At 56.4% G+C, this 23,704-nt stretch carries 19 protein-coding genes and 1 pseudogene; 14 read left to right on the forward strand and 6 right to left on the reverse strand.

Features of this window, described 5'->3' with window-relative positions; all coding sequences use genetic code 11:
• Positions 1–16: 16 nt before the first annotated feature.
• A complete protein-coding gene (dld, locus tag ACXI0A_RS07780) occupies positions 17–1,726 on the reverse strand; it encodes a D-lactate dehydrogenase (protein ID WP_476149532.1) in 1,710 nt (569 codons plus the stop codon).
• Between the two features lie 155 nt (positions 1,727–1,881).
• Between dld and bglX the strand changes: the two genes are divergently transcribed.
• Positions 1,882–4,179, forward strand: coding sequence for a beta-glucosidase BglX (gene bglX, locus ACXI0A_RS07785; protein ID WP_476149531.1), 2,298 nt, complete (start codon positions 1,882–1,884; stop codon positions 4,177–4,179).
• A 170-nt stretch (positions 4,180–4,349) separates the two neighbouring features.
• Positions 4,350–5,213 carry an oxygenase MpaB family protein gene (locus ACXI0A_RS07790; protein WP_476149529.1) on the forward strand — a complete coding sequence of 288 codons (864 nt, stop codon included), beginning with the start codon at positions 4,350–4,352 and terminating at the stop codon, positions 5,211–5,213.
• Positions 5,214–5,215: 2 nt separating this feature from the next.
• Here the strand turns inward: ACXI0A_RS07790 and ACXI0A_RS07795 are convergent, their stop codons facing one another.
• A complete protein-coding gene (locus tag ACXI0A_RS07795) occupies positions 5,216–5,509 on the reverse strand; it encodes a hypothetical protein (RefSeq protein ID WP_476149528.1) in 294 nt (97 codons plus the stop codon).
• 225 nt (positions 5,510–5,734) lie between these two features.
• Here ACXI0A_RS07795 and ACXI0A_RS07800 point away from each other — a divergent pair, with 225 nt between their 5' ends.
• Both ACXI0A_RS07800 and ACXI0A_RS07805 read left to right on the forward strand, forming a co-directional pair.
• On the forward strand, positions 5,735–6,844 hold the full coding sequence (locus ACXI0A_RS07800; RefSeq protein WP_224929842.1) for a suppressor of fused domain protein: 1,110 nt from the start codon (positions 5,735–5,737) through the stop codon (positions 6,842–6,844).
• 175 nt (positions 6,845–7,019) lie between these two features.
• Complete coding sequence (locus ACXI0A_RS07805; protein WP_224929839.1) at positions 7,020–8,915, forward strand: methyl-accepting chemotaxis protein; 1,896 nt, start codon at positions 7,020–7,022, stop codon at positions 8,913–8,915.
• Positions 8,916–9,011: 96 nt separating this feature from the next.
• Here the strand turns inward: ACXI0A_RS07805 and ACXI0A_RS07810 are convergent, their stop codons facing one another.
• A complete protein-coding gene (locus ACXI0A_RS07810; RefSeq protein WP_476149525.1) occupies positions 9,012–10,079 on the reverse strand; it encodes a substrate-binding domain-containing protein in 1,068 nt (355 codons plus the stop codon).
• Between the two features lie 196 nt (positions 10,080–10,275).
• Here ACXI0A_RS07810 and ACXI0A_RS07815 point away from each other — a divergent pair, with 196 nt between their 5' ends.
• The 4 genes and pseudogenes from ACXI0A_RS07815 to idi all read left to right on the forward strand — a co-directional run bounded on the left by ACXI0A_RS07815 (position 10,276) and on the right by idi (position 15,065).
• Entirely contained in the window at positions 10,276–11,445 is a 1,170-nt protein-coding gene (locus tag ACXI0A_RS07815) for a Gfo/Idh/MocA family oxidoreductase (RefSeq protein ID WP_476149523.1), read from the forward strand.
• 10 nt (positions 11,446–11,455) lie between these two features.
• Positions 11,456–12,520, forward strand: a complete 1,065-nt coding sequence (locus tag ACXI0A_RS07820; RefSeq protein ID WP_476149521.1) for a Gfo/Idh/MocA family protein — start codon at positions 11,456–11,458, stop codon at positions 12,518–12,520.
• 104 nt (positions 12,521–12,624) lie between these two features.
• Positions 12,625–14,186, forward strand: a pseudogene (locus ACXI0A_RS07825) (MFS transporter).
• Between the two features lie 345 nt (positions 14,187–14,531).
• Positions 14,532–15,065: an isopentenyl-diphosphate Delta-isomerase gene (gene idi / locus ACXI0A_RS07830; RefSeq protein ID WP_224929825.1), complete on the forward strand. Its 534-nt coding sequence runs from the start codon at positions 14,532–14,534 to the stop codon at positions 15,063–15,065.
• Positions 15,066–15,095: 30 nt separating this feature from the next.
• Here the strand turns inward: idi and ACXI0A_RS07835 are convergent, their stop codons facing one another.
• Entirely contained in the window at positions 15,096–16,562 is a 1,467-nt protein-coding gene (locus ACXI0A_RS07835; RefSeq protein ID WP_224929822.1) for an MFS transporter, read from the reverse strand.
• 218 nt (positions 16,563–16,780) lie between these two features.
• On the opposite strand from ACXI0A_RS07835, the gene osmF reads away from it, so the two are divergent.
• The 4 genes from osmF to ACXI0A_RS07855 are packed head-to-tail and all read left to right on the forward strand — an operon-like array spanning position 16,781 to position 20,518.
• On the forward strand, positions 16,781–17,689 hold the full coding sequence (gene osmF / locus ACXI0A_RS07840) for a glycine betaine ABC transporter substrate-binding protein OsmF (protein WP_224929819.1): 909 nt from the start codon (positions 16,781–16,783) through the stop codon (positions 17,687–17,689).
• A 3-nt stretch (positions 17,690–17,692) separates the two neighbouring features.
• The gene (locus ACXI0A_RS07845; RefSeq protein WP_476149518.1) at positions 17,693–18,859 is read left to right on the forward strand and encodes an ABC transporter permease subunit; all 1,167 of its coding nucleotides are present in this window, start codon (positions 17,693–17,695) and stop codon (positions 18,857–18,859) included.
• Complete coding sequence (locus ACXI0A_RS07850; protein ID WP_476149516.1) at positions 18,852–19,787, forward strand: ATP-binding cassette domain-containing protein; 936 nt, start codon at positions 18,852–18,854, stop codon at positions 19,785–19,787. The genes ACXI0A_RS07845 and ACXI0A_RS07850 overlap by 8 nt, the downstream gene beginning before the upstream one ends.
• Entirely contained in the window at positions 19,787–20,518 is a 732-nt protein-coding gene (locus ACXI0A_RS07855) for an ABC transporter permease subunit (protein WP_476149514.1), read from the forward strand. Before ACXI0A_RS07850 ends, ACXI0A_RS07855 begins: the two co-directional genes overlap by 1 nt.
• Before the next feature lie 171 nt (positions 20,519–20,689).
• Here the strand turns inward: ACXI0A_RS07855 and ACXI0A_RS07860 are convergent, their stop codons facing one another.
• Positions 20,690–21,424: a MerR family transcriptional regulator gene (locus tag ACXI0A_RS07860; protein ID WP_224930325.1), complete on the reverse strand. Its 735-nt coding sequence runs from the start codon at positions 21,422–21,424 to the stop codon at positions 20,690–20,692.
• Positions 21,425–21,575: 151 nt separating this feature from the next.
• Here ACXI0A_RS07860 and ACXI0A_RS07865 point away from each other — a divergent pair, with 151 nt between their 5' ends.
• Together ACXI0A_RS07865 and ACXI0A_RS07870 are read left to right on the forward strand one after the other, a co-directional pair.
• Positions 21,576–22,139 (forward strand): helix-turn-helix domain-containing protein, encoded by a 564-nt coding sequence (locus ACXI0A_RS07865; RefSeq protein ID WP_476149512.1) that lies wholly within the window; start codon positions 21,576–21,578, stop codon positions 22,137–22,139.
• Positions 22,136–22,654: a GNAT family N-acetyltransferase gene (locus tag ACXI0A_RS07870; RefSeq protein WP_476149511.1), complete on the forward strand. Its 519-nt coding sequence runs from the start codon at positions 22,136–22,138 to the stop codon at positions 22,652–22,654. The genes ACXI0A_RS07865 and ACXI0A_RS07870 overlap by 4 nt, the downstream gene beginning before the upstream one ends.
• A gap of 10 nt (positions 22,655–22,664) precedes the next feature.
• Here ACXI0A_RS07870 and ACXI0A_RS07875 read toward each other — a convergent pair whose 3' ends face one another.
• On the reverse strand, positions 22,665–23,636 hold the full coding sequence (locus ACXI0A_RS07875; RefSeq protein ID WP_476149509.1) for a LysR substrate-binding domain-containing protein: 972 nt from the start codon (positions 23,634–23,636) through the stop codon (positions 22,665–22,667).
• Positions 23,637–23,704 lie beyond the last annotated feature (68 nt).

The following is a 23,704-nucleotide window of genomic DNA, read 5'->3' on the forward strand; positions in this document are numbered from 1 at the left end:
GCCGCCCATTTTTTTATCAAACCTTCACCGCCCAACCTTTCTGCTTACTGGTTTTACCAATCCCCGGATTGAAGGTATTGGTCGGGTCCAGCTGACGATAAAACGCCTGCAACTGTGGTTTCGCCTGATACAGATGCCCGACGTTGTGCTCGGCGGGATACTCGGCACCGCGTTCGCTGAGGATCGCCAGCATCTTCTCCTTCAACGCATGCGCATCGACGCCTTTCTTCACAATGTAATCCTGATGGAAAACGTGGCAGAAGAAGTGGCCGTAATAGAGGCGATGACTGAGGTCGTTATCAAACTCCACCGGTAAGCGCTCAAACCAATCCTGATCGTTGCGACGTAGCGCGATATCCAGCGCCAGAATATCCTCCACTTCATCCGCATGTACTGCGTGATAGCGCACTGCCGCACCGGCGGCGGCAAATCGGTGCAGGAAGGCATGTGCGCCTTCCTTGCCGTCGCAGGCAAAGAACTCACCACCGCCTTCGCGGAAGTATTCGTGCAGATACTCCTGTGCCTCTGCCACACCATCACCGGACATTTTCAGCATCAGATGATGCTCAAACTTATCGCGATACTGCTTCATGCGTTTCGGCAGATGGGCTGGCAACCAACCGCTGATGCGCTGCAACACGCGATCGGTGAAGTGCGGTTTAACAAAACTCAGTTTGCCAAGCCAGGCATCCACGCGACCTTTCAGCGTAAAGAACAGCGGCATTTTGTCGGTGCCAAGCTTGTCGATCATCACAAAGGTGTCTTTACCGTACACCTCAGCGATATCAAAAATATCGCGGTGCATATACTCGCCCGCCACCGGTAGGTTGTTAAACTCGGCCAGAATATGGCGGCGCAGATCGCCCAGCACCGCCGGATCGTTGGTGCCAATATAGAACACCTGCTGCTTCGGTTCGGTGGGGAAGGTATCCAGGCGCACCGCGAACACGGCCAGTTTGCCCGCACAGCCAGAAGCTTCAAACAGGCGGCGTTCATCGGCGTTAAAGCGCGCTGGCGTATCCGCGTGGATATCGCGCACGCGGTCAGCGTATTCGTGGTCGGAGGCATGACGCTCGTCCCAGCGCACGTCACTCTGCTGCCAACGATCGTCATCCAGTCGGCCGAGCATCTCTTCCGGCGAATGGCCGAGATCCATGCCGAGATGATTCACCAGCTTCAGTTTGCCATCGGCATCGATCTGCGCGTAAAGCGCCATTTCGCTGTAGGCCGGACCGCGTTTGATCAGCGATCCGCCTGAGTTATTACAAATCCCGCCCATCACCGATGCGCCGATGCATGAGGATCCGATCACCGAGTGCGGTTCGCGCCCCAGCGGCTTCAGGGCTTTTTCCAGCTGATAAAGCGTGCTGCCGGGGAAGGCGAGAATCTGCTTGCCGCCTTCGATCAGCTGCAATTTATCGAGTCGTAAGGTGCTGATGATCACCACCGGACGGTCGTAATCGTTGCCGTTAGGTGTAGAACCTTCGGTCAAACCGGTGTTGGCGGCCTGCATCAGGATCACCGCATCGGCTTGCACCAGTGCCTGCAGCACGCGCCACAGCTCCAGCAGTGAACCAGGGAAAATAACCGCTAGTGCGTCGCCTTCACCTGAGCGAAAACCTTTGCGATAGCGCGCGGTCTGTTCCGCCTCCGTTAACAGGTGTGACGGGCCGACGAGGCGGCGCAGTTCAGCCAGTAGTGTAGGGTGTGAGGTGTTGTTATTCATGAACCTGTCCTTGTCGTTAACGTTGCGCATCTACTTTAGCACGCGTCAACGGCATGGTCGCGGTGTGACATCGGCGGCTACCTGCTATCCTGAACTTGTGGCACACTGCCCCGGTTATTTCGATATTGCGCAGTCACTTAAGAGAACCCGACCTGATGAAATGGATTTGCTCTGTTAGCCTCGCTGTTTCCCTTGCCATGCAGCCTGCCTTCGCAGATGACCTGTTTGGCCCCCATCCAATGACAGAACAGGCGCGCGACGCCTTTGTTAACCAACTGCTCGGCAAAATGACCCTGGATGAAAAAATCGGGCAGATGCGTCTGATCAGTGTGGGGCCAGACACGCCAAAAGAGGCGGTGCGCGACATGATCCAGCACGGTCAGGTCGGTGCAATATTCAACACCGTGACGCGTCAGGATATCCGCGCGATGCAGGATCAGGTGATGCAGCTCAGTCGCCTGAAAATCCCGCTGTTCTTCGCCTATGACGTGGTACACGGCCAGCGCACCATCTTCCCGATCCCGCTCGGCCTGGCGGCCAGCTGGGATCTGGATGCGATTGGCGAAGTCGGGCGCATCTCCGCTTATGAAGCCGCCGATGATGGTCTCAATATGACCTGGGCGCCGATGGTCGATGTCACCCGCGAACCGCGCTGGGGGCGCGTGTCTGAAGGATTTGGTGAAGACACTTTCTTGTCTTCGCAAATGGGTAGCGCGATGGTGAAATCCATGCAGGGTAAAAGCGCCGCCGACCGTTATTCGATCATGACCAGCGTGAAGCACTTCGCCGCCTATGGCGCAGTGGAAGGCGGGCGTGATTACAACACCGTCGACATGAGTCCTCAACGCCTGTTCCAGGATTATCTGCCACCGTACAAAGCTTCGCTGGATGCGGGCAGCGGCGGCGTGATGGTGGCGCTCAACTCGCTCAACGGCACACCTGCCACGGCAGATGGCTGGTTGCTGAAAGATCTACTGCGCGGTGAGTGGAAATTTAAAGGCATCACCATCAGCGATCATGGTGCGATCAAAGAGCTGCTGAAACACGGCGTGGCCAGCGATCCACAGGACGCGGTGCGTATCGCGCTGAAGTCCGGCATCGACATGAGCATGAGCGATGAGTACTACAGCAAATATCTGCCGGGCCTGGTGAAAAGCGGCGCGGTGAGCATGGCGGAAATTGACGATGCAGCGCGTCACGTGCTGAACGTTAAATACGACATGGGCTTATTTAACGATCCCTATAGCCATTTAGGGCCGAAAGAGAGCGATCCTCAGGACACCAACGCCGAGAGCCGTTTGCATCGTGCCGAAGCGCGTGACGTGGCGCGCAAGAGCATTGTGTTGCTGAAAAACTGGCATGAAACCTTACCGCTGAAGAAAGACGCCACCGTCGCGCTCGTTGGGCCATTGGCCGACAGCCAGCGCGATATTATGGGCAGCTGGTCAGCCGCGGGCGTAGCGAAACAGTCGATTCCGCTGTTGCAGGGCGTGCGCAATGCGATGGCCGGCAAAGGCACGGTGCTGTATGCCAAAGGGGCCAACATCACCGATAACAAAGGCATTCAGGACTTCCTCAACCTGTATGAGCAGGCGGTCAGCGTGGATAAACGCTCACCGCAGGAGCTGATTGATGAGGCTGTCGCGCAGGCGAAGAAGGCCGATGTAGTGGTCGCCGCCGTGGGTGAAGCGCAGGGCATGGCGCATGAAGCCTCCAGCCGTAGCGATCTGGTAATCCCGCCAAGTCAGCAAAAACTGCTGGCGGCGCTTAAGGCCACCGGTAAGCCGCTGGTGATTGTGTTGATGAACGGTCGTCCGCTGACGGTGGTGAACGAAGACCGAATCGCTGATGCGATGGTGGAAACCTGGTTTAGCGGCACCGAAGGCGGCAACGCGATTGCCGACGTGCTGTTTGGCGACTACAACCCATCGGGCAAGCTGCCGATGTCCTTCCCGCGCTCTGTGGGCCAGCTGCCGATTTACTACAACCACTTGCCAACCGGCCGTCCGTATAACTTTGCTAAACCAAACAAGTACACCTCGCATTACTACGATGCGGTGAACGGCCCGCTTTATCCGTTTGGTTACGGCCTGAGCTACACCACCTTTACGGTGTCTCCGGTGAAGATGTCTGCGAAAACCATGCCGCGCACCGGCACGGTGGAAGCGAGCGTTACCGTCACCAACACCGGCAAGCGTGATGGTGCCACGGTGGTGCAGATGTATCTCAACGATCCGGTGGCCAGCATTAGTCGTCCGGTGCAGGAGCTGCGTGGCTTTAAACGGATTATGCTGAAAGCCGGCGAATCGCAAACCGTGAGCTTTAAGATTGACGTGGATGCGCTGAAATTCTGGAATCAGAAGATGCAGCAAGTGGCTGAGCCGGGCAAATTTAACGTGATGATTGGCCTCGATTCGGTACGCACCCAAGACGGGCAGTTTGATTATCTGTAAACATGAGTGCGATTTGGCACAAGGTCAGCATGAATGCTGACCTTACAGTGCTATGCTGGCAGGGTTTTGTAGGGTTGGCCGGAATGCTGACCTTACAACGCTCAGCTTGCCAGGTTTCGTAGGGTTGGCATTTATGCCGACCACGTCAATCAGCACATAATCCAGACGACATGAATCTCCGTAACCGCATCCAACAGCAAGTCTTTCGCCTTAACGGCCTTGCACTCAATGAATTCGATATCTCGCAACCGCTGGGCGACCCGGGCCTGTTTGGGCCTGATCATGTTATCTGGCGCGTACACGGCGATTTCCCATCGATGCTGTGCGGTGGCATTAGCGCCTTGATGTTGCAAATGCTGCATCCGGCCGCGCTGGCAGGCGTGTGGGATCACTCCAACTTTCGTCAGGACATGCTGGGCCGTTTGCGGCGCACCAGCCAGTTTATTGCCGTCACCACTTTTGGTAACACGGTAGACGCCAACATCCTGATTGAGCGTGTCAAACGCATTCATCTGCGTGTCACCGGCATTGATAACGCGGGGCATCCTTACGCAGCCAGCGATCCGCATCTGCTCACCTGGGTACACGTCGCTGAAACCAGCCGTTTTCTCGCCGCCCATTTGCGCTACAAAAATCCACAGCTCTCGCTGGCCGAGCAGGATCGTTATTACGAGGAAGCGGCGATCATCGCCGAAGCTTTAGGTGCGGAAAAAGTGCCCAAAACGGTTCAGGCGGTGGAAGATTATCTGCAGGCGATGCGCCCGGAATTAATCTGCGATGAACGCACGCAGGAAGTGATGCAGCTGCTGATCAACGCGCCGGCTCCCAGCTGGCAGGCCAAACCGGCGATGAAGACGATGTTAAAAGCCGGTATGGGCTTGCTACCCGATTGGGCACAACAGCAAATTCAGCAGCCAACTAGGCCGCTCACGCAGTGGCGCGTGGATAAAGAAATGGCGGTGATTGCCGGTTTGCTGCGCTGGTCGATTCAGCGCGGGGCTTATTCCCGCGCGATGCAACGTATGGGACGCTAAGGCTACAAATGCAGCTCGTCTTGCTTTTTGGTGTAAGTCCGTGGCGTGCGGGCTTCGCGTTTTAGCGTGAGCTGGCGCTGCTGATAATAGTGGAACAGCATTCCCAGACCCAATCCCAGCAGGGCTAGCGGCAGTAAGCTGTAGTAAATATCGACAGGCAATAAGAGCAACAGTGCGCCCCCCGCCAGCATTATCGTCAGTGCCGACATCACCCAGGTGTAACGGATAAACAGCCACACCAAAATCGCGAAAATAACGACATCGCGCAGGTTCAAATCGAGGTTTTGCAACACCATGCTGGGCAGCTCCGTAAGGAGGAATGTGCAGACAATAGCATGCGAAGCGGCAAATGAATCGCGAATTAATTTGAAGTTTGTCAGGGCGTTGTGCTGGCATTCATCAGTCATTCTCAAGCTTCATGACTGCACTTTGAGAGTTTTACCCTTGTGTCACGTGGTGCGAGTGCCGATCCTGCTCTATTCTCAGGGAAAATGGATCCCTCAAGGCTTTGTCGAGGCGTTATGACACACCAACCTCTGATTGCTGAGGTGCCAAATCAGCAAAACACACTCACCGCCATCGTCGAACAGGATGCGCGCACGGCCTACTTTTACATCTGGCCGAACGATCTGTTTCGCAGCCAGTACGCGGTGCGCGGCTGCTGGCTGCGCAATCTGCTGCCAGCACCGGCGCGTGAAGATCGCGAAGCGATGGAGCAGGGCATTGCACCCCTGTTGAGCGCAGAATACTGCCGCACGCTGGAAGCCGAACCGATGCTCGATCCAGCTGGTTTGCAAATATTGTGGGAGCCGAGCGATGACGGTGCAGCGCTGTGGTACTACGGTCAACTGCTGGCGGTGATCCCCGGCTGGAGTCTGTATCAGGACAAGCAGGTAAGTTTCTCTGCAGCCTGTATCAAAGAGAATCGTCTGACTGCACCACTCGGCTCGGCCTCCACCAATGATTACTACGCGCGCGCCGAGCAGCAGCGCCATTTCTGGCGCGACTGGCATGATGGCCATCTGTGGGATGTGGTGCAGCGCGAGCTGACACAGTGCTATCAGGCACAGTTTGGTGAGTCAGTGAAGTATTACGCCATCGATCAAGGCAGCTGGCCGCCGATGGCCATTTCCCAGCACTGGCATAATGGCGTGTGGTATTTTCTCACCCTCGGTATGGGAATTCGGCCCATGCCGCAGGTGGATTATCTGTTTGATGAGTTGGCCCCGCAATACCGCCGTGTTGAACTGGCGATGGCGGTGGACGGCGAAGTGATGACGGAAGCCAACGCGGTGCAGATGGCCAGCGCGCTGGCCGAGTTCGCGCACTTGCCGTGGGCGCGTCTGACGTGGATTGGCGAAGGGCACACGCTGGCATCAGAAGTGGCGCCAGTGGGCTTCGAGAGTTTCCTGCTGGCCAATGGCCTGGCACCGGAAGCGGCCCAGTTCCGTTTGCCCAAGCGCGATGGCGATCGCCCGAATCTGCTGTGGGCGACGCCGATCACCGAAGCGGAACGCCAGTTTGCTCAGGCTGACGATCGCGGTGGACAACAGCTGCTGCAGCGCCTACAGGCGGAGGGCAATGACCATGTGTTTCGGCCACGTCAGGAAGTGGTGGAGCCGCCGCAATAGTCCTCTTTGCGGGCTGTTGCCCGCACGCTGAGCAGTAAGCGCAACGTTAGTCACCCTCCTAATGATCACCTAAATCAACTATTTGCATTTTTGTGATCTTGCTCACCTCAAGTTCCTCTGTAACACGCCGTTAACCTCGATCAGGCAACTCGCCAACCAGGGTAAGGGCACACTGATGTTAAAAACTACACAATCTCGTTTTACCGCGACGCTGGTCGCATTTTTCGTGGTCCTGATGCTGGTTACCGTGGTGGTGATCAATCAGTTTATCGCTCCGCAGTTAACGCAAAATGAGAGCCGTCTGGTGCGTTATGAAGTGGACGGCCTGGCAGGACGCATCGTTGAACAGATGAACCGCGTGCAGGCGCAGCAGCGTGCCATCACCGAGGCCGCAGGCGTGATGGATAGCGCGGCGATTGATACCTTGCTGCCTGCGCTGGTGAACCAGTATCAGGACAGTAACGTGTTTGGTGGCGGAATCTGGCCGCTGCCGAATCGTCGCGATCCGGCGAAAGAGAAAGACAGCTCATTCTTTGCCCGTAACGCCAGCAATCAGTTGCAGGTCAATACCTACTGGAATTCGGATGCGGCCGACAAATACTGGGAGCAGCCGTGGTACAAAGACGGCATGGCGGCTGCCAAAGGTCAGTGTGCCTGGGCCAAAGCCTATCAGGATGCGGCCAGCCCGCAGCCGCGTACCAACTGTGCGATGGCGATTTATCGCGACGGCACCGTATGGGGCGTGGCGACCATCGACGTGACGCTCGGCTTCTTCAATCAGCTGGCGAAACAGATGGGCGATGCGATTCAGGGTCGCGTGTTAATCGTCGAAGCGGATGGCAAAGTGGTGGGTAACGCCGCGCTGATGGATGGCACGCCGAAACTGGAAAATCTCTCTGATACGCAACTGCCGATGGCGGGTGCACTGAAAGGTTTGCTGAGCCAGGCGGGCAATCAACCGATGCAAACCACCTTCAAAGGTGAAGATGGTGAGCACACGCTATTCCTGCAGGCGATTGCCGGTAGCCCCTGGTATCTCGCCAGCGATGTGCCATCCAGCCTGTTGGATGCACAGACTCACAGCATGCTGACCCGACTCGGTCTGGTGCAGATCCCGCTGGCGGTGATCCTGCTGCTGGTGCTGCTCGGCTTCGTACGCGCCATGATGAAGCGTCTTAGCCTGCTGAACCGCAATATTGAAGCACTCTCGACCGGCGGCGCAGATTTAACCCAGCGTCTGCCTGCCAGCAACAGTCCGGAATTTAACGCAGTGGCGCAGAGCTTTAACCAGTTTATTGAGTATCTGCAGGGCCTGATGCGTCAGGTCGGCGACAGCGCACTGGCGATCACCTCTGCCTCGCGTGAAATTGCCAGCGGTAACGCCGATCTGTCTGCGCGTACCGAATCGCAGGCCAGTTCGATTGTCGAAACCGCGGCTTCAATGGAGGAGCTGACCGGCACGGTACGTCAGAACGCCGACAATGCTACCCACGCCAATCAACTGGCGGACGGTGCCTCGCAGGTGGCGGCACGCGGAACGGACGTGGTGCGTCAGGTGGTCACCACCATGGGCGCGATTAACCACTCATCACGTAAAGTGGTGGACATCATCAGCGTGATTGACAGCATCGCCTTCCAGACCAATATTCTCGCACTCAACGCGGCGGTAGAAGCGGCGCGTGCAGGTGAGCAGGGGCGTGGATTTGCTGTAGTGGCGTCAGAAGTACGTAATCTGGCACAGCGCTCCGCTAACTCGGCGCGTGAGATCAAGAAGCTGATTGAGGAGTCGGTAGCCAATATCGATACCGGCAGCCAGTTGGTGGAACAAGCCGGTCAGACTATGGATGAGCTGATGCAGGGCGTCAGCAGCGTCACCACTTTGATGAGCGAAATCATGTCTGCCAGTCGCGAGCAGAGTATGGGGATTGAGCAGGTTAACCTGGCAATCACGCAGCTGGATGGCAGCACTCAGCAGAACGCCGCGCTGGTTGAGCAGGTGTCGGCTGCAGCGCGCGCCATGGAAGAGCAGAGCGTGCAGCTGGAACTGGTGGTGCAGAGCTTTAAGTTGTAAGGCTGGCTTAGAGTAGGCCCTAAACAACAGGTGATAACGCAGTCTGGTGCCGCTCAGGGGCTGGCGGTCCTCGCGCCGCTGACGCGGTACCCTCACTTACGGAAACGCGTTACGAATCTCCTCACGCGCGGCATGGCGGGTGGCATTCGCCACCGTGCCGCGATCCACCAGCTTACCCTGCAACAACAGATTGTAAATCGACGACTGTGGACGATTGAGGCGATTCTGGATCAGCTGGATCGCTTCATAACCCAGCTCGCGACACGGCACCGCAAAGCCGGTGATCGGCATCTCCGGCGATCCCTCCAGTCGACTGGCTAGATCTGTGGTCATCAGCGAAATATCTTCAGGAATGCGCAAACCGCGCGACAGCAGTGCGTTCTGCACGCCGGTAATAATGCCTTTGCCGCCGGGCAGAATCACATCTGGCCACTGATCGCGTGGGTGCGCATCCAGCCATTGATTCAACGCGATCTCGGTGTCCTGCGAGGAGTAGGCTTCGATGACGATCAAATCCTGCTGCGCATTAAACGGCATATGAAAATGGCGATAGGCGTCTTTGATCCCCTCCAGCCGCAAAAACAGCGTTTCGCGCCGCAGGCAGGTCACGGTTAATACCCGGCGATGGCCTTGCTCAAACAGATGCTGCATAGCGCTAAATCCAATCGCCCGATGATCGGGCGATACCGCATCCAGCCGCATATCTTTATCGCGTGAGTTAATCAGCACACAGGGTTTCCCGAGTGACGCCGCCAGACTGAAGATGGCTTGATCGTCGGTGCCGATAATGATGATGGCGCTGATGTTTTTTGCTCCCGCTTTCTCCAGAAACAGCTTCACATCGGCGCGTTGCTCCTCTAACGGACAATAGCTGATATGCACATCATGTGATGCGCAGGCTTCTGCAATCCCGCGTGTCACTTCATGGTAAAAGTGATCGCCACGCGGCGTGAAAGTGCGTCCTGGCGCAAACACCACAATGTCATTGATCAGCAGACGACCACTTACCATCTCCTGCAATACGCCGAGTCGACGGGCACAGTCGACGATGGCCTCACGCGCTTTATCGCTGGTGTAGGATTTGCCGCTCAATACGCGCGAAACGGTGCTGACCGAGTACCCGGTCACTGCTGAAATTTCGTCCATTCTGAGCTTGCCGGCCATAGTGTGATCCCGATCCCAATCAATGTTTGCAAATTTTTGCAGACGCAGTGGACTGATATTAAGACGGTTTTACATTTGGTTCACAAACTCCCGCATCGCTCTGCGAGCATTCTCACAAAAACAGATTGTCCGACCCGCAGCGCTTTTTTATGTTCCTCGCAGACACCTCAACAGCGGTTATCGGCGGAGAATTACGATGTTAAAAATTGCGATAGTGGGCATGGGCAACATTGCCAATTCACATATCCAGGCATTTTTGCAATTTCCCGAGCGCGGCAAAATTGTCGCGGTGGCGGATGTCTATCCAGAAAAAGCGCGGGAGAAATTGCAGCGTTACGGTCTGCATGATGTACGGGTCTATCACGATCACCGCGAGATGCTGGCCGAGGGCGCGGATATCGACGTGGTTGATGTCTGTACACCACCTTATGTGCATGCGGAAAACACCATTGCAGCCCTGCAGGCGGGTAAGCATGTGCTGTGCGAAAAACCGATGGCGGCCTCGCTGGAAGAGTGCGATGCCATGATTGCCGCGCAAAAAGCCAGTGGCAAAATTTTGTCAGTGGTGGCGCAGAACCGCTTCACCGATGCGTTCTGGCAGTTGAAAGCCGCGGTGGATTCGGGCATGGCGGGCAAAATTTGTCACGCGCAGATCGATTCATTCTGGTGGCGTGGCCATTCGTACTACGACCTGTGGTGGCGCGGCACCTGGGAAAAAGAGGGCGGTGGCTGCACGCTTAACCATGCGGTCCATCACATTGATGCCATGCAGTGGATGCTCGGCGCGCCCAGTGAAGTGGTGGCGATGATCGGCAACGTGGCGCATGACAACGCCGAAGTGGAAGACCTCAGCGCCGCGATTTTTCGCTATCCCAACGGCACGCTGGCGCAGCTGACCGCTTCCGTTGTGCATCACGGTGAAGATCAGAAAATCGTGCTGCAGGGAGAGAAAGCGCGCCTCTCGGCACCGTGGAAAGCGGTTGCCATGCAGGCGGCAGAGAATGGCTTCCCGGAAAAAGAGAACAATCTGGCGCTGGAGCATGAGCTGGATCGCCTGCATGCCAGCACCGCACCTCTTACCTGGACGCTGCACGCCGGGCAGGTCGATGACTTCTTCTCGGCGATTGAACAACAGCGTGCACCGTTGATCGACGGTGAGCAGGGCAAGCGCTCGCTGGAGCTGATTACCGCCATCTACAAATCGGCCATCACTAAAAGCACCGTGTCGTTACCCATCGCCAAAAATGATCCCTTCTACCGCACCGGTGGGCTGATCGCCCATGCGCCGCACTTCCACGAAAAACAGGCTTCGGTCGATAACTTCGCCGATGTCGATGACATCCCACTGGGCAAAAACTTTGCGTGAGGAAACAACCATGAATAAGCAGGATGGCATGAACTACGCGCCGAAAGGCAAACCGCAGCCGGTAGTGCAGCCGGGGGAATTTATCATTGCCGCCGCCGGGCTGGATCACGGCCACATCTACGGCATGTGCAATGGCCTGACGGAAGCCGGAGCCACGCTGAAGTGGGTTTTTGATCCCGATGCCGGCAAGGTCGATAAGTTTGTGCAGCAGTTCCCGCAGGTGCAGATTGCGGACTCGCTGGAAACCATTTTGGCCGATGCGCAGGTGCAACTGGTGGCAGGTGCGGCGATCCCGTCGGAACGCTGTGCGCTGGGGCTGAAAGTGATGGCGGCGGGCAAGGATTACTTCACTGACAAAGCCCCGCTTACCAGCCTCGAACAGCTGGAGGATGCCAAAGCAATGTGCGCCAAAACCGGGCGAAAATACGCGGTGTATTACAGCGAGCGTTTGCACGTGGAGAGCGCGGTGTTTGCCGGACAACTGGTGGAGAAGGGGGCCATCGGGCAGGTGGTGCAAACCCTTGGCACCGGCCCACATCGTGAAGGCACCGGACGGCCAGACTGGTTCTATCAGCGTCGCTATTTTGGCGGCATTCTCTGCGATATCGGCAGCCATCAAATTGAGCAATTCCTCCATTACACCGGCAACAGCGAAGCCACGGTGGTGGCGAGCCAGGTGCGGAATTTCCGCCATCCACAGCATCCGCAATTTGAGGACTTCGGCGAGGCGATGCTGGCAGGCGAGAACGGCGCCACCGGCTACTTCCGCTGCGACTGGTTTACGCCGGATGGCTTATCCACCTGGGGCGATGGGCGCATGACGCTGCTCGGCACTGATGGTTACATCGAAATCCGCAAATACACCGATCTCACGCGCGGTGAGCAGGACGTGGTGTATCTGGTGAATAAAGAGGGCGAGTTCCGCTATGCCGTTTCCGGTGAAGTGGGCTTCCCGTTCTTTGGACAGCTCATCAACGACTGTTTGCATCGCACCGAGCATGCGATGACGCAAACCCATGCTTTTAAAGCGGCGGAACTGTGCGTGAAGGCACAGATGCTCGCCAACGCTGGCTAACGCATTCGTTTATTCAGTTGATTTCCAATTCTGTTGATAACAACGGCGGCAGGGCATAGCACCTTGCCGTTATGACATACCCTACCAGAACAGGAATCGGATCGATGGTTAAACCTACAGAACGTCGCGTCGGTTATGGCGTCGCCATTGGCTACGGCTTAACGGACTTATTTGGCGGCGGTGCTTTTGCGGTGATTGGCACCTGGCTACTGTTTTTCTATACCACCTACTGCGGATTATCGGTGTTTGAAGCGGGCTCAATATTTGCCATCGCCCGCGTCATCGATGCGATTTTAAGCCCGATCATGGGCTACATTACCGACAACTTCGGCAATACCTGGCTGGGGCGCAAATTTGGCCGCCGACGTTTCTTCCTGCTGATCTCTTCTCCCTTGATGCTGCTGTATGGCGCGCTGTGGGTGACGGATATGGGCTACTGGTATTACCTCGGTACCTATCTCACCATCGAACTGCTGTCGGCAATGGTGCTGGTGCCATGGGAAACCTTGTCATCTGAGATGACCAACCGCTTCAGCGAACGCACGCGTCTTTCCGGTGTACGCCTGATGTTCTCGGCGCTCGGCAGTTTCCTCGCCGTCTCGGTGCCGGGCGTCATCATGGCCTATACCGGCAAAGACAACGCCATCACCTACACGCTGACCGGCGTCATTTTTCGGTGATCTATTGCGTGGCGGTGTTTATTACCTGGCTCACCACCTGGGAAGCCAAAGATATTCAGCCGAAAGAGGATGTGGCGCAACACTCTGCGCGCCAGGGCAGCCTGAAAGCGCACCTGAAGTATCTGTTTGTCGATTTGGCGTCGTCGTTCAAAATTAAAGCTTTCCGCCAGCATCTGCTGATCTATATCTGCTCTTTCACCGCGATGGATGCGTTTCTGGCGGTGTTCACCTATTTCGTGATTTATGGCCTGAAGCAGGATGCCTCCTTAGCTTCGCTGCTGCTCAGCAATATGATGTTTATGTCGATTCCCGGCACCTTCATTTTCATGATGCTGCTGGGCCGCTTTAACATGACACCCTCCAACGCGCTGCGTATTTCCTACCTGAGTATCGCCGCCGTCTTCGTGTTCCTGTTTGCCGTATATTTGTGGCAATGGCAGGTGCCTACGTTGCTGTTTAGCGCAGTGTTTCTGTTTTTGGGCATCGTGCGCGCCGGTCTGTTTTACATCCCGTGGAATATCTACAGCTTTATCCCCGATATTGATGAGATGGTCACCTGTAAACGACGTGAAGGGATATTTGCCGGGGTGATGGTATTGACGCGCAAAAGCTCGGTGGCGATCGCTATTTTCATGATTGGCATCGTGCTGCAGGAGAGTGGTTTTGTGAAAGGCAACGGCGCACAGCCTGAGAGTGCCATCAATGCGATTGTCGGGCTGATGGTGATTGTCACCACGGCACTGCTGGCGGCGAGTTTCTGGCTGACCTTCAAGTTCAAGCTCACGCAGCGTAGCCACAAATTGCTGATTAAAGAGGTGGCGCGCCGCAAACTGGGTGGTACGGCGAGAGGTTGTGATGCTGAAACGCGTGGGGTGATTAAAGATCTCACCGGCTATGAGTATGACGAAGTATGGGGCGCAACCCGTCACAAAACCGCCAGCGATACGACTATCGAATCCGAGCTAAAACTAAAGGGGCGGCTTTAAGGGCGAGTGCCTGTCAGCGAATGACTTAGGCCATTAAGGCTGCCCTTTAAAAAGGGGCAGCCTTATCTGTGCGCTCAGGCGGGATGGAGCGTTTCAGGGCGTGGCGACGTCAGACTCAAGGCGACCCGAGACTGCGCTCGTCCCTGCATCCTGGCTGATAACGATGTCGATATTATCTCGCCCAGGGTTGGCCGATTTGATTTCTACATATCGAGTCGTCACTGCTTTGTCTGATGACTGCTAAGCTTAAATTTCTCTACTTAAGCGCACGGAATGTGCGCGATTTCCTCAGTTTCGGTGTTTGAGGTTGTGTACAATAGCTGAGAATTATCTTAAGGAGTTGTCATGCCCGCCATTGAAGTTATTCTCGTCGACCACCTCGATCGTCCCACCGGCAAGATGGAAAAGCTGGAAGTACATGAGAAAGGATTGCTGCATCGTGCGGTGACGGTCTACGTGTTCAATTCGCGCCATGAACTGCTGCTGCAACGTCGTGCAAACGGTAAATATCACTGCGGCGGCTTGTGGAGCAACACCTGTTGCGGCCATCCTTATCCGCAGGAGTCGACCCGTGATGCCGCTGAACGTCGCTTGCGGGAAGAGATGGGGATGCAAGTGGCGCTGACGCCGGTATTCGAGTTGAGCTACAACCTGCCATTAAGCAATGGTCTGACCGAGCACGAGTATGGCCATGTATTCTTCGCCACCAGTGATGTTGAACCTGAACTGAATCCGGAAGAAGCGGATGCCTGGTGTTATCGCTCGATTGAGCAGATTCAACAGGAGATGCTGGATCAACCCGAACAGTTTACGCCGTGGTTCCTGCACACCTTTCCGCGCATTCCCCATACGTTCGGCGATTTCCGCCTGACCGCATAAAAAAACGCCCCTTGATGGGGCGTTGTTGTGTTAAGTGAAGTCTTCCGCATCCACGTCGTAGCCTGAGGGCTCCCAGCGAATCGCCAGCAGCGCCAGCAAGCCAATCAGCGGGGCGAGGAAAATGACCCAGAAGACGCCGGTGCCGAATGCCGCCACCAGCAGCGGGAACAGGAACAGCGACACGGTTGAACTGCCGCGCATCAGCGTCTGGTTAAAACCGACCCCCACGCCGCGCAGTGAAGCAGGGTAGCTCAGCGAGGCAAAGGTCATGGTGTGTGAACCCGGACCGAATCCCTGACCAAACAGGAACAGCGCCAGCATAGCGATCGCCACCGCTGCCTGTTCGCCGCCTTCCGGACGACCAATCAGCGCCAGGCCCAGCAGGGCGATACACTGGCAGCTGTAACCCGCTACCGACATCTTCCACGCGCCGAGACGTGGCACCAGACGCACCGCCAGCAAGCCGCCGACAAAAGCAAACAGCAGGTTCAGCGCCAGCGACACCAGAATGGTGGTCAGCATCGATTGGGCGAAGAAGCTGGAGATGATCACCGGCAGGCCAAAAGCCACTGCGTTATAGGCAAATGACGAAGCGATGGACGTCACGGTTGCCAGAATAGTGCGGCGGCGGTAAACACCCTGCAGCAGCGCGCCATAGTTACGCCAGCTGGCCTTGCGCACCGGTTTGACCTGCGTCAGATCGGCATCTTCCGCGACATGGGCATTGATGTTGTAAGAGCGTTGCAGGATCTGCGCGGCGCCGTGCAGATTGCCCTGATTGGCCGCCCACACTGGAGACTCACTCATGTAGCGGCTGCGAATGGCAATAATCAGCAGCGCAGGCACCGCACCGAAACCAAGAATCAGTCGCCACAACCAGTCAGTGTGACTCTCCGGTAGCACCGCATACAGCAGCAACACCAGCAAGTAGGAAATACTGATTGCCGCATACCAGGTGGGGCACCACATCGCCACGCTGGCGGCTTTATTTCCTTGCCCGCGCAGTTTTGAAAACTCGGCAAGAAACGCCATCGCGACGGGCAGATCGATCCCCACCCCCAGCCCCATCACAAAGCGCGCACCGCCCAACACGTATTCGTTCGGGGCAAACGCACAGGCCAGCGCTGCAACGACAAAGAAGAACATATCGGCCATAAACACGCGGTAGCGGCCAATTTTATCAGTGAGATAACCGCCAATCAGCGCACCGACAATCGCACCGAAGGTAATGGCCGAAGCCACCAATCCAGTGCCAGTCGGTGTCAGGTTAAATTCACGCGTGACGTCTTTGATACCGAAAGCCAGTGCACCGAGATCGTAGGCATCGAGGAACACCCCGCCGAGGGCGATGGCTACCACGATGCGCGCATTGCTGCGCGATTCGTTACTGTTGTTAACGAGGTTTGATACGTCAGCGGCGCTGCGTATCCATTTGGTCTCGCCAGTCGGCGTATTCCCTGCCAGCGCGACGTGCGCCGGAGAAGCTAAATCGGACATGATGTTATGTATTTTATTGTAAAGAGTGGGTCTATGAGAATAAGCCTGTGCTTACGCATTAAAAATTCCATTTGGTTATAAGTCCTGCGAATGGGTTATAAGCAATGCGCTTTAGATAGCAGAAAAAGCTCGAAGTTAGGCGCTTGACCACCCCTATCCTGTTTCGCCAGGCTACGCTTGATAGTCACAGACTGAAAACATAAGCAGAGGACAGCGGCATGATTAAGCAGGGTTTATTGGGGATGATCGCATTAGCGATGAGTGTGAGTGCAGCGAATGCGGCCGATCCGGTCAAGGTCGGCTCGAAGATAGATACCGAAGGTTCGTTACTGGGCAATATCATCCTGCAGGTGCTGGACAAACACGGGGTAAAAACCGTCAACAAAATTCAGCTCGGCACTACCCAGGTGGTGCGCGGGGCCATCACTGCGGGCGAGTTAGATATCTACCCGGAATACACCGGCAACGGCGCATTCTTCTTTAACGATGAGAAGGACACGGCCTGGAAAAATGCGCAGCAGGGCTATGAGAAGGTGAAAAAGCTCGATGCGGATAAAAACCATCTGGTATGGCTGACACCAGCCCCAGCCAATAACACCTGGACCATTGCGGTGCGCGGCGATGTGGCACAGAAAAATAAGCTTAACTCCCTCGACGATCTCAGCGCCTACCTGAAAAAGGGGGGCACCTTCAAGCTGGCGGCCTCAGCAGAATTTATCGAACGCAGCGATGCACTGCCGGCGTTTGAAAAAGCCTACAACTTCAAGCTGGATCAGTCGCAGCTGCTGTCGCTGGCGGGCGGTGATACAGCGGTGACCATTAAAGCGGCAGCACAGCAAACGTCCGGCGTCAACGCGGCAATGGCCTATGGCACGGATGGCCCGGTGGCGGCGCTCGGCCTGCAAACCCTGACCGATCCCAAAGGCGTCCAGCCAATTTATGCCCCTGCGCCGGTGATCCGTGAAAGCGTGCTGAAACAGTATCCGGACATCGGCAACTGGTTACAGCCGGTGTTTAGCAAGCTGGATGAGAAAACCCTGCAACAGCTTAACGCGCAGATTGCGGTTGACGGTCAGGATGCCAGCCAGGTAGCGAAACAGTGGCTGCAGCAGAATAAGTTGCTTTAAGCGGTGCCGTTACTGTTATCAAGACCGCGCCAGCAGCCGGTGCTGCTGGTACTCACGCTGCTGATCACGCTGGCGCTGATTGCTTTACCGTTGCTGAGCTTTGCCGCCAATCGATTAGTCTCCGGTCAGCCGCTGATGCTGTGGCAGGTCACGCAATCCTGGCTGTTGCTGCTGCCGTTACTCTGGTTATGGCAAGGATTGTGGTGGAAGCCACGGCGTCTCAATCTGGTAATGGCATTGCTGGATGCTGAGATTCTGTTTGCGCTGCTGATCTTTATCGGCGGGCAGACCGCGGCTCAACTGGCCAACAACGGCAGCACGCTGGCACGCACCGCCTTTGGCAGCGGTTTATGGTGTGCGGCGGCGCTGGCGCTATTGCTGGCAGCCGAGGCCATTCGTCAACTCACGGCCAGCACGCCGTGGCGTATTCTGCTGAACCTGCAAATCTGGCTGGTGCCGCTGCTGTTACTGCTCAGCGGCCATCTCGACCACCTCTCCCTGATGAAAGAGTATGCCAACCGCACGGCGGTATTTGATGCGGCTTTTAGCCAGCATCTGCTCCTGCTGGGCGGCACATTGCTGCCCACGCTGTTGATAGGCTTGCCGCTGGGGTTAGTGATTGCCCGGCGAGCGCGCTGGCAAAGTGCCGCTTTCAGCGTACTCAACCTGATCCAGACCGTGCCATCCGTGGCGCTGTTTGGCCTGCTGATTGCGCCGCTGGCGGGGCTGGTGGCTCACTTCCCGGTGCTGGCAAGTTGGGGCATCAGCGGCATTGGTCTGGCGCCCGCACTGATCGCACTGGTGCTCTATGCGCTGCTGCCTTTGGTGCGCAGCGTGGTGGCAGGTTTGCAGCAGGTACCGCAGGAGGTACGGGAAACGGCGCGCGGCATGGGAATGAGCGCGATTCAACAGTTCTGGCATGCCGAACTCCCGCTGGCGCTGCCAGTATGGCTCTCGGGATTGCGCGTAGTGGTGGTACAAACCATTGGCCTGGCGGTGGTGGCGGCATTGATCGGCGCAGGCGGATTCGGTGCGATTGTTTTTCAGGGATTGCTGAGCAGCGCCCTGGATTTGGTGTTGCTGGGCGTGATTCCGGTGGTGGCGCTGGCGGTGGTGTTTGATGCCGCACTGCGTTTACTGTCGGCACTGCTGGAGAGAACCGATGATTGAGTTTCACCAGGTAAGCAAAATGTTTGCAGGCAAAGCGGCCGTGCAGGATCTCACACTGCATATTGAGAAAGGCAGCTTCACCGTGCTGATTGGCACCTCTGGCTCGGGCAAATCCACCACGCTGAAAATGATCAATCGACTGGTGGAGCATGACAGTGGTGAAATCCGCTTTGCCGGTGAACCGATTGAACGCATGGATGCACGCGCCCTGCGGCGGCGCATTGGCTATGCCATCCAGTCGATTGGCCTGTTCCCGCACTGGAACGTGGCAAAGAACATCGCCACGGTGCCGTCACTGCTTGGCTGGCCGCAGGCAAAAATCCAGCAGCGGGTTGAGGAGCTGCTGGCGCTGCTGAATCTGGATGCGCATCTCGCGACGCGTTTTCCTCATCAACTTTCCGGCGGTCAGCAGCAGCGGGTTGGCGTGGCGCGCGCGCTGGCCGCCGATCCCGAACTGTTGCTGATGGATGAGCCCTTTGGTGCGCTGGATCCGGTGAACCGCCAGGCGCTGCAACAGGAGATGCTGCGCATTCAAAAGCTGTCTGGGCGCACGGTGGTGCTGGTGACGCACGACATCGACGAAGCGCTGACGCTGGCGGATCAACTGGTGCTGATGGACGGCGGTAAAATCGTCCAGCAGGGCAAACCGATTGAACTGCTGACGCAGCCGGCCACGGATTTCGCCCGCGAATTCTTTGGCCGTAGCGAACTGGGCGTACGCTTACTGGCGCTGGGGCGTGCCGGCAGTGCGGCACGGCGCGGCGAGTGGCTGGACGGTGAGCCGATAGCCGCGAGCCTCACGCTGCGCGAAGCACTGTCACAGTTTATTGCCCGACGCACCGACAAGTTACCGGTGATCGATCAGCATCAACAGCCGCTGGGTGTCCTGCATTTCAACGATCTGTTGCGCCAGCGGGAGGCGATCTGATGCGGGTATGGCGCGATCCACTGTACTGGCTGCTGGCGGCATTTTTGTTGCTGCTGTGGGGATTGCCGCACAGCGGGCCGCTGTTTGCCCATTGGTTCCCGCAGCTGGAACGTCCGCTGTATCAGCAAGAAAGCTTCTGGCGGCTGGCCCTCGCGCATCTGTCATTGGTGATCAGCGGCAGTGCGCTGGCGATTATTTTTGGCGTGGGCAGTGGTGTTTTCGCCACGCGAGGTGCCGGACGGGCGTTCAGACCCTTACTGGAGACGCTGGCGGCAGCGGGGCAGACCTTTCCTCCGGTGGCGGTGCTGGCGATAGCCGTGCCGGTGATGGGCTTTGGCGCGACACCGGCCATCATGGCGCTGTTTCTATACGGATTGTTGCCGATTTTGCAGGGCACGCTGGCAGGATTGGATAGCGTACCAGACAGCAACCGGGAAATTGCCGTTGGACTGGGCATGGGGCCCTGGCGACGCTTATGGCAGATTGAACTGGCGCTGGCCGCTCCGGTGATCATGGCGGGTGTGCGCACGTCGGTGATGATCAGCATCGGCACCGCGACGATTGCGTCAACGGTGGGCGCAGAAAGCCTGGGATCACCGGTGATTATCGGGCTGAGCGGCTTTAACACCGCCTATGTCATTCAGGGCGCGCTATTAGTCGCGCTATTGGCACTGATTTGTGACCGCGTATTAGAACGCGTGCAACGTCAACTCAGTGGCTGGGAAGGATAAGACTATAGCCCACCAACATCATGCCGCCCATGCCACCAAGAGCCATCACGGCAAACAGGGTGCCAATGAAAATTTTATTCCAGTTCATAAGGGAAACCTGAGAAAAGTCATGGAGTGCGGCATGATAACGCGCACACCCGGCGAGGCAAAGGCCGTGTGTGCGATTTTTTGTCAGGCGGGATCGTGAATATGGGTAGCGAACCCTTGCGCCTGCCAGTGCTCAAACTGCTCTAACTGACGTCGCGTAGGTTTTTTGCCAGTCCAGATAAACAGGTTCTGACCAGGGAACAGCTCAGGGCGGGGCATATCCAGCGGTTCAGCTAACACATCCATGCGCCAACCTTGCTGCGACAAGCGCCAGGCTTCCAGCCACAGGCGGGTGCGATCTTCCACGCCCCAGCCAATCATCAGTGCATCCTTGCCGGCTTTTTTGCGGCCGCCAGCCAGACAAAACGCCACATAATCAATCAGCGCACCATCTAACAGGCTGCACATGGTGCGCGCGGTGTGCTGATCCAATCCCAGGCGTTGACGCACCGGGACAAACACGTGATCGATCAGCGCATCCACCGGATGTTCGCGGCCAATGGTGGCAATTTTGGTGCGCAGTTTAGCCGGACGAACGTGACGCAGCACGCTCATCAACTCTTCCTGCAGTGCGGTCCAGCCATCGTGCACATTGATAGTTTGGCCTTCCAGCAGGGCTTTCACCTTGCCAACAGGCACACCGCTCTCTATCCAGCGTTTGATCTCTTCAATTCGCTGAACATCTTCATCATCAAACTGGCGGTGACCGCCTTCCGTGCGCTGAGGTTTTAACAGACCGTAACGGCGCTGCCAGGCGCGAAGTGTTACCGGGTTGATTCCACAGCGTTCGGCAACATCACCGATACTGTATAAGGCCATGGCGTCCTCGAAAATTCTGACCTGCATTACAACACCTTAACCCCCACGGTTAGGTTGTACAACTCTTTTATTTCTGTACAACTTGACGTTTTGACCGATATAAGGTGATATCTCATATGTGAGATTTATTTCCCATTTATGAGAGGTGACGATGTCTGTACCGGATAGCGAAGATCGGCTGGCCGCACGACTGGCCGAATTACGAGTGCAACGCGGCTGGTCGCTGGACGAACTGGCGATGGCTACCGGCATCAGTCGGGCTTCATTGTCGCGCATTGAACGGGCAGAGACCAGCCCTACAGCCGCTTTGCTTAATCGGCTGTGCGTGGCCTATGGCCTGACTATGTCGCGCCTGTTGAGTGAAGTGGAAGAGGAAGCCGCGCTGCTGCTGAAAGCGAGCGATCAGAGCGTTTGGCGCGACGATGCCAGCGGTTATCTGCGTCGCAGTGTCTCGCCGCCCGCCAGCCATTTCAAGGCCGAGCTGGTTGAGAGCGTGTTACAACCCGGCGCGCGCATCGATTACGACGCACCACCGGTGCAGGGGCTGGAGCAACATATCTGGCTGCAATCCGGCGAGCTGACATTCACCATGGACGATCAGCGCTGGACGCTGCAGGCGGGAGATTGCTTGCGCTTTCATCTCACCGGCAAATCATCGTTTCAGGCGCACCCGGAAGGCGGCGCGCGTTACATTCTGGTGGTGTGTAAACCATGACTGAAATCGAACCGTTAAGTGCCACTCAGGCGCAGCCATTGCTGGCTGCGCTGACCGAGGTGTTGCAGGGTTGCGTGGCCGATGGGGCCAGCGTGGGCTTTATTGATGCCGGGGATCGCGCAGCGATGGAACGCTTCTGGCAGGATAAAATCTTTAGCCTGGCGAGCGGTGACAATCAATTGCTGGTAGCGCGGCAGCAGGGTGTGATTGTTGCGACAGTAATGGTCGGGTCTAGCGCCATGCCGAATGGGCGTCATCGCGCGGAGATCAGCAAATTGCTGGTACATCCCGATGCGCGCCGCCAGGGAATTGCGCGTCGACTGATGCAGCAGGCTGAGCAGTTGGCGATTGAGCAGGGCAAAACGCTGCTGGTGCTGGACACGCGCAGCGGCGATGTGGCCACGGATCTCTATTTATCGATGGACTGGCAAATTGCGGGATCCATTCCATTGTACGCTGAATCGACGGAAGGGGCGTTAGATGCCACCACGGTGATGTATAAAGTGGTGGGGTGATTGCACCAACTCAGTGCGCCTCTTCTGCCTCTGCCAGGCCCAGTGATTGCATAAATAGCCGGATAATTGGATTAATTTTCCGGCCTTTTTTCATCATCAGGCAGAACGGATTTTCCCGGCGCACCGATTCATCGCCCAATTCACACAGCTGGCCACGTGCAATAAAAGGCGCGGCATAATGTTCGGGTAAATAACCAATAAAGTGCCCGGTCAAAATCAGCATGGCGACGGATTCAACTTGCACCGCCTGCGCACCGCTGTCCTGTAATGGAATGAGGCGACGGTCGTCGCGCGGCGTGACATATAAATGATTAATGATTTTCTGCTCACGTAATATTTCCACCGATATATTCTTATCACAAGATCCCGAATATAAAGGATGTGACATAGAGCAATATAATTTCGAATATTCTTTATAAAGTGGGAAGTAATCAAAATCACTTTTCATTTCATAAACCGGCGCTATGCCACAATGAAAACGCCCTTCACTCATCCCGCGTTCAATATCATCTAATTGCGCGGTCTGTAAGCGAATCTGCACCTTTGGTGCTTTCTGGTGCAACTGTTGCACCGCCGCGGTGACCGGGGAATGCGGATCAGAAATAGTGTTATCCACCACGCAAATCGCGATGTCCCCCAGCAGTTCATTACGACTGTTGTGCAGACGTTCACGGAACAGATTCAGCGAGACGAACAGCTCCAGCGTGGCCTGATAGACATTAATCCCGTACTGCGTCAGCTCAAAGCCTTCGCGGCCCCGGCTGCATAACGTCATGCCGAGACGAATCTCCAGATCGGAAACCTGCTTACTGATGGCGGCTAAACCAATATTCAGTTCGTTGCTGGCAGCGGTTAATCCTCCGGCTTCCACCACGCATTTAAATACGCGCAGTAATTTTAAGTCGATATTATTCAGTGCCAGAACCGCATTATCGCCACGATTATTTGCATTGTTTCCAGACTGGGAAACTTTACTTTCCATCTTTGCTATTCAACTCCGGAATAATTGCGGTGAAAGTACAGTGAACCTGAAATATGACGTATTTACCA

The sequence above is a fragment of the Pantoea sp. C1E2 genome (assembly GCF_056491465.1).